The 8,862-nt window shown below is 41.4% G+C and carries 8 protein-coding genes and 1 rRNA gene; 1 reads left to right on the top strand and 8 read right to left on the bottom strand.

The features are described 5' to 3' along the window. Window positions 1-117 (bottom strand): 16S ribosomal RNA (locus tag G7Y32_RS09595); the annotation flags it as partial. Window positions 118-437: 320 nt separating this feature from the next. Here G7Y32_RS09595 and G7Y32_RS09590 point away from each other — a divergent pair. Continuing rightward, entirely contained in the window at window positions 438-1,811 is a 1,374-nt protein-coding gene (locus G7Y32_RS09590) for an NAD-dependent succinate-semialdehyde dehydrogenase (protein ID WP_165213172.1), read from the top strand. 95 nt (window positions 1,812-1,906) lie between these two features. Here the strand turns inward: G7Y32_RS09590 and purB are convergent, their stop codons facing one another. The 7 genes from purB to purE all read right to left on the bottom strand — a co-directional run bounded on the left by purB (window position 1,907) and on the right by purE (window position 8,741). Then, window positions 1,907-3,205, bottom strand: a complete 1,299-nt coding sequence (gene purB, locus G7Y32_RS09585; RefSeq protein ID WP_165213170.1) for an adenylosuccinate lyase — start codon at window positions 3,203-3,205, stop codon at window positions 1,907-1,909. 240 nt (window positions 3,206-3,445) lie between these two features. Then, window positions 3,446-4,117 (bottom strand): hypothetical protein, encoded by a 672-nt coding sequence (locus G7Y32_RS09580; RefSeq protein ID WP_165213168.1) that lies wholly within the window; start codon window positions 4,115-4,117, stop codon window positions 3,446-3,448. A 152-nt stretch (window positions 4,118-4,269) separates the two neighbouring features. Continuing rightward, window positions 4,270-4,881 (bottom strand): CPBP family intramembrane glutamic endopeptidase, encoded by a 612-nt coding sequence (locus G7Y32_RS09575; protein ID WP_165213166.1) that lies wholly within the window; start codon window positions 4,879-4,881, stop codon window positions 4,270-4,272. A gap of 72 nt (window positions 4,882-4,953) precedes the next feature. After that, window positions 4,954-5,646, bottom strand: a complete 693-nt coding sequence (locus G7Y32_RS09570; protein ID WP_165213164.1) for an aspartate/glutamate racemase family protein — start codon at window positions 5,644-5,646, stop codon at window positions 4,954-4,956. A 56-nt stretch (window positions 5,647-5,702) separates the two neighbouring features. Then, entirely contained in the window at window positions 5,703-7,178 is a 1,476-nt protein-coding gene (locus G7Y32_RS09565; protein ID WP_165213162.1) for a YecA family protein, read from the bottom strand. After that, a complete protein-coding gene (gene purK / locus G7Y32_RS09560) occupies window positions 7,175-8,266 on the bottom strand; it encodes a 5-(carboxyamino)imidazole ribonucleotide synthase (RefSeq protein WP_165213160.1) in 1,092 nt (363 codons plus the stop codon). The genes G7Y32_RS09565 and purK overlap by 4 nt, the downstream gene beginning before the upstream one ends. Continuing rightward, on the bottom strand, window positions 8,253-8,741 hold the full coding sequence (gene purE / locus G7Y32_RS09555) for a 5-(carboxyamino)imidazole ribonucleotide mutase (RefSeq protein ID WP_004226150.1): 489 nt from the start codon (window positions 8,739-8,741) through the stop codon (window positions 8,253-8,255). Before purE ends, purK begins: the two co-directional genes overlap by 14 nt. Window positions 8,742-8,862 lie beyond the last annotated feature (121 nt).

The following is an 8,862-nucleotide window of genomic DNA, read 5'->3' as shown; positions in this document are numbered from 1 at the left end:
TACTCACCCGTTCGCAACTCCTCGTACTAGAGCAAGCTCCAGTACTCAGCGTTCTACTTGCATGTATTAGGCACGCCGCCAGCGTTCGTCCTGAGCCAGGATCAAACTCTCATCTAATAGTTTGAGCGCTTAACTCACTTGTGTCATCGCTGACTTATTGTCCTTTGACAGGTTACTCTCGTAACCCGCACGTCTTGGTTCGTCTCTATTCAGTTCTCAAAGGTCTTGCCCCTCTCTCGAGGACAGCTCCCTTATTCTAGCAAACACCTCCTCCTTTGTCAATACCTTTAGATTAATTTTTTTATGTATTATAAAATATTGCAAGACTGAAGCCTTTTGCTCTTAGGATTTGCTCTCTTGAGTTCTTTTATAGCAAATTCTTGAAAACGGTTTCTTAGGTGATATAATGAATATATATCATAAAAGGAGGAATCATCATGGCTTATAAAACCACCTACCCCTACACTGATGAGGTATTAAAATCCTACAACAATGTCACCGACCAAGACATAGAAGATGCTCTAGCTGCGGGGCATGCCCTCTATAAGACTTGGCGCGAAAACGATCAGCTACAAGAACGCAAGGTTATCTTGCATAAGGTGGCTGACCTTTTGCGACGTGACCGCGATAAGTACGCCGAAATTATGACCAAAGACATGGGTAAACTCTTTGCTGAAGCCCAAGGTGAAGTGGATCTGTGTGCAGCTATTGCTGACTATTACGCTGACAAAGCGGAAGAATTCTTAAAACCACAGCCTCTGGAAACCGATACTGGTGATGCCTACTATATTAAGCAAGCTACTGGGGTACTTTTAGCCGTTGAACCTTGGAACTTTCCTTTCTATCAAGTCATGCGGGTCTTTGCCCCTAACTTTATGGTAGGAAACACCATGGTGCTCAAACACGCGTCTATTTGCCCAAGTTCTGGTCAAGCTTTTGAAGACTTAGTTAATGAGGCAGGCGCTCCTAAAGGCTCTTTCAAGAATCTCTTTGCTAGCTATTCACAAGTTTCCGATATTATCGCTGATCCTCGGGTGACTGGGGTTTGCTTGACTGGTTCCGAACGGGGAGGCGCTTCCATCGCTGCCGAAGCTGGGAAGAACTTGAAGAAATCTTCTATGGAATTGGGAGGTAATGATGCCTTTATCATATTAGACGATGCTAACTGGGATGACCTCAAGGCTCTCTTGCCTGATGTCCGCCTTTACAATGCCGGTCAAGTTTGTACCTCATCTAAACGCTTCATCGTTTTAGAAAAAGATTATGATAAATTCGTGAACATGCTCGTTGAAGCTTTCAAAACAGCTAAGTGGGGTGACCCGATGCAAGCAGACACGACACTGGCTCCTCTGTCATCAGCTTCTGCCAAGGAAGAAGTCTTGGGTCAAATTAAACTAGCCGTTGATAATGGCGCTAAGGTTGCCTTTGGTAATCAGCCAATTGATCACCCCGGCTACTTTGTTATGCCGACCATTTTAACAAATATCACTAAAGAAAACCCTATCTATAATCAAGAAATTTTTGGTCCTGTTGCCTCGGTCTACAAGGTAGCTACCGAAGAGGAAGCGATTGCTTTAGCCAATGATTCCAGCTATGGTCTCGGTGGTACGATCTTCTCCAGCAGTCCTGAACATGCAGAAAGCGTTGCTGCTAAGGTCGAAACTGGTATGTCCTTTATCAATTCCGGTTGGGCTTCTCTGCCTGAACTGCCATTTGGTGGTATTAAAAATTCTGGTTATGGTCGTGAACTAAGTGAGCTTGGTTTCGATACCTTCACTAATGAACACCTCATTTATACCCCAAAGAAATAAGATGTCATTATCCTTAATAGGTCAATTGTCTTGATATCAAACAGCTATTAAAAGAGAGATTGAAAATCCAATCTCTCTTTTGCTTTCTTCTATGATCAATCTTCTAGACCGATACGTTTGAAAATCTCATCCACACGCTTGGTATAATAGGCTGGATTGAAGATTTCGTCGATTTCTTCTTGGCTCAGGCGGGAAGTCACTTCTGGGTCTGCTTCCAGCAGCGGTTTGAAGTCTACTTGCTTGTCCCAAGACTGCGCAGTCTTAGGCTGGACAAGGTCGTAAGCCTCTTCACGGGTCATACCTTTTTCGATCAAGGCCAACATAGCACGCTGACTGAAAATCAGACCGAAAGTAGAGCCCATGTTGCGCTTCATGTTTTCTGGGAAGACCGTCAGGTTCTTGACGATATTGCCAAAACGGTTGAGCATGTAGTCGATCAGAATAGTCGTATCTGGCGCGATAATGCGCTCAGCCGATGAATGAGAAATATCACGTTCGTGCCAGAGAGACACATTTTCATAGGCCGTCACCATGTGACCGCGGATCACACGCGCGAGGCCAGTCATATTTTCTGAGCCGATTGGATTACGTTTGTGAGGCATAGCAGAGCTTCCTTTTTGACCCTTGGCAAAGAACTCTTCCACTTCGCGCTGTTCAGACTTTTGCAGACCGCGAATTTCCGTCGCCATGCGCTCGATTGAGGTCGCGATACTGGCAAGCACTGCGAAGTATTCTGCATGCAGGTCACGCGGCAGCACTTGGGTTGAAATTTCCTGAGCACGGATACCCAATTTATCACAGACATATTTTTCCACAAATGGCGGAATGTTGGCAAAGTTCCCAACGGCACCGGAGATTTTCCCAGCTTCTACGCCAGCGGCAGCATGCTCAAAACGCTCGATATTACGCTTCATTTCGCTATACCAAGTCGCAAGCTTAAGCCCGAAGGTCGTTGGCTCCGCATGGACACCATGAGTGCGGCCCATCATGATGGTAAATTTGTGTTCCTTAGCCTTATCAGCAATGATAGCCAGAAAATTGTCCAAATCCTTGCGAATAATGGCATTAGCCTGCTTGTAAAGGTAGCCGTAAGCCGTGTCCACTACGTCTGTCGAGGTCAAGCCAAAGTGCACCCACTTACGCTCCTCACCCAGAGTCTCAGACACCGCACGGGTAAAAGCCACTACATCGTGGCGGGTTTCCTGCTCAATCTCCAAAATGCGGTCGATATCAAAATCCGCCTTCTCACGAATCTTGGCCACATCTTCCTTAGGAATCTCACCTAACTCAGCCCAAGCTTCGTCGGCAAGGATTTCCACCTCCAACCAAGCACGGTACTTGTTCTCTTCACTCCAAATATTCGCCATCTCAGGGCGTGAATAACGTGTTAGCATAATTTAAGATACCAAGGGCAACAAGAAAGTGACTGAATTTTAGAAAACCAACGATGGACGCTCACGTCCGAGGCGGTTTATCTAAATTCCGAGCTTTCCGCTCGGGTTCAGTTTGACAATTCTGGTGCCCATCTCCTTTCATTTTTTACTGCTCTACTTTTTATAATAGCCGAAAGAGCAATTCTGCTATTTGAAATTCACTCAGTTATATTTTTATGAAACAGTTTATATAATAGAAATCTATCTCATCAGTTGTTTCCTCACAGTTTGCTTATACACTTCTATATCATGATTACCTTTATGTCGATACGAATAATGGTATATAAACTTAAAATTTGTATCTGGACCCAACTCACTCTGTAACAATTGCTTATTTCTTTGTATAGATTTTTTAACTTCATCACCTAATGAAATAATCAATGGATTTTTAACACCAAGTTCTAGTAATTCTTGAATTAAATTGTTGATTTGAACTGATTCATAGTTACTATCTTTTCTTAATTTCTTGCCAACTTCTTGAGAATTACTATTTCGATACCCTCTTGGTTTCCCATCTTCATCATATTTTACTAAATCCGTTAAATAGGCTCCTAAAAAATTATTATCAACACAGATAGCTTTTAACTTGTCATCATTCTTTTGAACCCCTTCAACATGCTCGTGAAAGCTTTGAAAATTCATAACATAACTATCCAAATCATCTTCTGTTCTATCTGCAAAATTTAAAGCAAGAATTACTATATTAGGGTTCAAATTTAAACTATCTAGACTGGACTGGGAATCTATTTCATTTAAAGTATTAACAGCTGAGTCATAATCTCCTAACGACCTATTTTCCCAAACTGCCCAACTAGATACCTTACCTAGTTTTTCTTTATTTGTTAAAAAAGCATCTAACAACAACTTCTTCATTTGAAATACCCCTTTCTAGAAATCAATCCTCTCTCCAAACTCCCTCACTTCATCTGGCTCATCACTAAACACCGTCACATGCCCCATTTTGCAATTGTGTTCACCACAACAAACTCATTTTATTGAACAATATTTCTACGACTAACTTGCTACTAAATTAGCATAAACGCAGCACATATGCCTGAAAAAATATTAGCTGCCGCATGAATAATCCAACTTGGAATAATGGAACCTTGAGCCTTGTTTTCGTTGATATAGCCCATTCCATAAGCAATAGCAAACGTAAACACTGTAACCATCATTGTGGAACCAATATCCAGCACCTTTAAAAACATGAAACCATGTATCAAAGCAAAAAACAAGGACTGGATGGTATTAGCCAAAGGAAAGGTCAGCTTTTGCATCAGACGCTTCAATAAAAATCCTCTGAAGAACAATTCTTCTGGCAAAGCGGTATTAAATAGTCCATAAATGAGAATAGCAGGCAAAACCTTGAAACCACCGCCTCGGAAAATGGTTGTCGCCGTTGATACTCCCTTTAAGCGGAATAAAATAAAGAGAGAAATGAGTGAAAATAATACTGTCATCACTAGCGAAGGCACAAAGACTTGTTTAAAATCATGTTTGCTGACTTTTTTAAAGCCTAGCCAGTCTAGAAAAGGAGAGTGTTTTCTTTCTATAGCAAACCAATAAATAAATGGAATGATAGCAAATAATACTATTTCTAAAAAGCTGCTGATGACTTTTGAAATGAATAGTTCCATGTGTTAACCTCCTGATACCTATCCTACCACCTTAACATCCGCTGTCAAAATGGTCACAGGTCTCTTTCTAATTTATTCATTCACCGCTAATCGTGCGGCTTTCTCTGCATGTATAGCTGTCGTGTCATAGAGGGGGAGGTCGGTGTCTGCTTGTTGGACTAAAAGACCAATCTCTGTACAGCCTAGAATAACAGCTTCTGCGCCAGCATTTTTCAAATCATCAATGATAGCAAGGTAGGTTTGCTTGGAGCTGTCTTTGATGATTCCCAGACAGAGCTCATCATAGATGATTCGGTTGACCTCGGCAATGCCAGCTTGATCTGGAATCAGTACTTCGAGTCCAGCCTCAAGCAGCTTATCCTTGTAAAAATCTTGGGTCATAGTGTACTTGGTACCTAGGAGACCGACTTTTTGAATGCCATTTTCAAGAAGAGCCTCAGCGGTTGCCTGCGCAATGTGCAAAATCGGAATCACGATTTGCTCTTGAATCTGCGGTGCAACCTTGTGCATGGTGTTGGTGCAGATGACAATGAAGTCGGCACCGGCCTGCTCCAGCTTCTGGGCAATTTGGCTCAGCACTTCCGCACTCTTAGCCCAATCTCCGCAGGCCTGATAGCGCTCAATCTCCGCAAAATCAACACTGTAAAGCAGAATCTTAGCCGAATGCAGACCGCCAAGCTCTTTTTTGATTGTCTCGTTGATGAGCTGATAATAAGTCGTTGTGCTCTCCCAGCTCATGCCACCGATAAGACCGATTGTTTTCATGTTTGTTCTCCGATTAGGGTTTTACCATCTCAGTGTGTGAATAAAATAACTATTAATTACAATCTATTCATGCCACAACATTTTTTATATTTTAATCCACTACCACATGGACATTTATCATTACGTTTAATCTTTATCACATGTCTTGGGATTCCAATAATTTCATTGCCAACTTTCCTAAAGCCACCTTTTTCATAATCTTTCTTTTCACGATCATTAATAATCGTTAAACCAATTCCATCCGTTATTAATTTTAATTTACGTAATGTATATACAATTTCTAATATATAAAATATTAACGAAAAGTTACTCAAACACAATTGAGCAAAGTCAACAATAGAACATCTTTCTATTCGTACCTTTCCCTTATACTTATCCTCAAAAATGATTTCTTGCTTATCATAGTTCACCTCTGAACTGTAATGCTGTATTGCATTCCTAATCCTATTTGTCAAACTTGACATAGGCTTGCTAAATGGTTCAGATATGTCAAAATAAGGTTTCTGTGATGATTTGGAATTAATTTTATTAAATTTACTACCAATCTTTTCCAGGTCATTACAATAATTTTTATTATTGCAACATTCAGTGTATGAATTTCTTACAAAAATATTGTTAAGACCTATAACAATATTTATATTATCAAGAATCCATTCATAACTTGAAGCATAAAATTCTTTCATTTCTTTATAGTTACTTGCTGATATACCATAGCGTTCTTGATCTAACCTATCATATTTTCTTATATTATTCAAAGTGACAATGGGTATTAGTGTATGATAAATCTTAGAAAAAGTAATAATATTCTCAAAAGCACTTTTTTCAATTTTATCAAAATTAGGTTCAATATAATTAGTATAACTAAGTATATTATTTCTATGTAATTCCGATAACTGTATCTTCTTCCCTAATTCTGTATACTCAGATAAAACATTCTTTCCAATAACTGAACTTATTCCTGAAATGGTTAATAATAACTGATGTAAAGCCATGGTTGCATCAGTTCTATTATAAACTTTATTAATTGGTGTCAAACCTGTATATTTATCTAATAATTCTTCTAGTTCATGATATAAATATTTATCTTGTCTACCCCAGTATAAATTATATAAACGATAATAATTTTCTAAATCTCCATCTTGTATAAATTCAGCAAATGTTAAAGTACTTTGAAAATCTTTAATATCATTAAAATATTCCTTTTTATCAAATCTTGAAATTTGAGATAAAAATGGTGTTAAACTATCCAAAGCAGATTTCCTTAAACGTAATTTTTGCGTAGGAAAATCTGAAGATATTTCTAAACACCAAATTGGAAATTGAGTAAGTTCATCATAGTCTGGTCTATCATTTTCTAATCGCGTAGCATTTTTTAAATTTAATTTAAATGGTTCAAAATCAACTTGACCACTGATATTTGTTTTACACTCTGGACACACTAGACTAAAAGGCACTGAAAAGTTTCCCATTTGAATTCTTAGGTTTATGCACTTATTACACGTTATACATAAAATAAACTCATTATAAGTCATAAATCCACTCCTTCCCCAAACTCCCTCACTTCATCTGGTTTATCACTAAACACGGTCACATGGCCCATTTTACGGTTGTGCTTGGCTTCTAGTTTACCATAAAGGTGGAGGTGGGCGCTAGGGTGGGCGCGAACATAGGCTTGGGCTTTTTCCATGTGCTGGCCAAGGACGTTGAGCATGATGGCTGGAGCATGGAGATGGATTTGAGGAAGGGGTGCACCGAGCACGCCTAAGATATGAGTGTCAAATTGGGAAAAGTCGCAGGCTTCGATGGAATAGTGCCCTGAGTTGTGAGGGCGCGGGGCGATTTCGTTTACAATGATATCATCGGCTGTCGCAAACATTTCCACGCAGAGAGTGCCTGAGAGATTGAGTTTTTTAGCAATTTGTACTGCCATGGTCTTGGCCTTCTCAGCCAATTGGTCTGAGATACGGGCTGGGACAATGGTTTTTGAGAGGATGTTGTTGCGGTGGATATTTTCCTGAACAGGGAAAACCGTCACGTCCTTGCCATTGCCTGACACGATGACCGAGATTTCAAGGTCAAAGTCTACAAATTCTTCCAAGACACACTCAGCAGCGTTAGCTAATTGGCTAGCGGCAGCTAAATCGTCCTGTGATTTGATGACGACTTGACCATGGCCATCGTAACCGCCTGTAGCCGTTTTCAAGACATAAGTCTTGCCCAAATCCAAATTCTCCAAGTCCAGGCTAGAGGTTACCACCTTGTATGGAGCGACTGTCACACCAGCCTTGTTGTCGAGGAAGTCTTTTTCAAAGATACGGTTTTGCGAAATGCGCAACAAGTCAGTCCCCTGCGGCAGCTGACCGTCCCTGACAACAGCGTCGAGGGCGTCTGCATCGACATTCTCAAACTCATAGGTGAGTACATCACAGCGCGCAGCCAGTTGACGCAAAGCGTCCACATCATCGTAAGGCGCAACAATCATCTCAGACACGCGTGAGGCAGGACAGTCCGCCGTCGGATCCAGCGTCACTACCTTGTGCCCCATGTAAATAGCGGAAATGGCCATCATCTGACCCAGCTGACCGCCGCCGATAATACCAATGGTTTTAGTTGAGCTCATCTGTTGACGCCTCCGCGATTTTTCCTTGTTCCTCTGCAAAATCTGCAAGCAGTTTCGCCAGATCTTGGTCTTCAATGGCCAAGATACGTAGGGCAGTAAGAGCAGCATTAGTGGCTCCCGCTTCCCCAATGGCCATAGTTGCCACAGGCACGCCGCCCGGCATCTGTACAATGGAATAGAGCGAGTCCAAGCCACTGAGAGCGCGTGATTTGACAGGCACACCGATAACGGGCAGCGTTGTTTTGGCTGCTACCATACCCGGCAAGTGCGCTGCACCGCCAGCACCTGCAATGATGACCTTGATGCCGCGGTCACGTGCTTCTTGAGCATGTTTGAACATGAGGTCTGGTGTGCGGTGGGCTGAGACGACTTTTTTCTCATAAGCCACACCGAACTTATCTAAAACTTCTGCTGTTTTTTGCATGGTGGCCCAGTCGGATTTGGAGCCCATGATAATAGAAATAATTGGTTTCATAATAAGATACAAACGCTGTTAAACGACACCCAGCAAATAAGGAAGTCTGACGACGAGGATAGCCCTCTAGGAAAGACTTATCTTTTTGCCCAGTGTTGTAGGCGTGTTCAGTTCCTTTCGT

The sequence above is a fragment of the Streptococcus tangpeifui genome, from assembly GCF_011038795.1.
In the GTDB taxonomy this organism is placed as follows: Bacteria; Bacillota; Bacilli; order Lactobacillales; family Streptococcaceae; genus Streptococcus; species Streptococcus tangpeifui.
Note: the sequence above shows the minus strand (reverse complement) of the source record. Positions and strands in the feature narration are given on the sequence as shown.

Coding starts and splice junctions, on each gene's coding strand:
- G7Y32_RS09590 (WP_165213172.1), top strand. CDS start 438: ATGGCTTATAAAACCACCTACCCCTACACTGATGAGGTATTAAAATCC.
- purB (WP_165213170.1), bottom strand. CDS start 3,205: ATGCTAACACGTTATTCACGCCCTGAGATGGCGAATATTTGGAGTGAA.
- G7Y32_RS09580 (WP_165213168.1), bottom strand. CDS start 4,117: ATGAAGAAGTTGTTGTTAGATGCTTTTTTAACAAATAAAGAAAAACTA.
- G7Y32_RS09575 (WP_165213166.1), bottom strand. CDS start 4,881: ATGGAACTATTCATTTCAAAAGTCATCAGCAGCTTTTTAGAAATAGTA.
- G7Y32_RS09570 (WP_165213164.1), bottom strand. CDS start 5,646: ATGAAAACAATCGGTCTTATCGGTGGCATGAGCTGGGAGAGCACAACG.
- G7Y32_RS09565 (WP_165213162.1), bottom strand. CDS start 7,178: ATGACTTATAATGAGTTTATTTTATGTATAACGTGTAATAAGTGCATA.
- purK (WP_165213160.1), bottom strand. CDS start 8,266: ATGAGCTCAACTAAAACCATTGGTATTATCGGCGGCGGTCAGCTGGGT.
- purE (WP_004226150.1), bottom strand. CDS start 8,741: ATGAAACCAATTATTTCTATTATCATGGGCTCCAAATCCGACTGGGCC.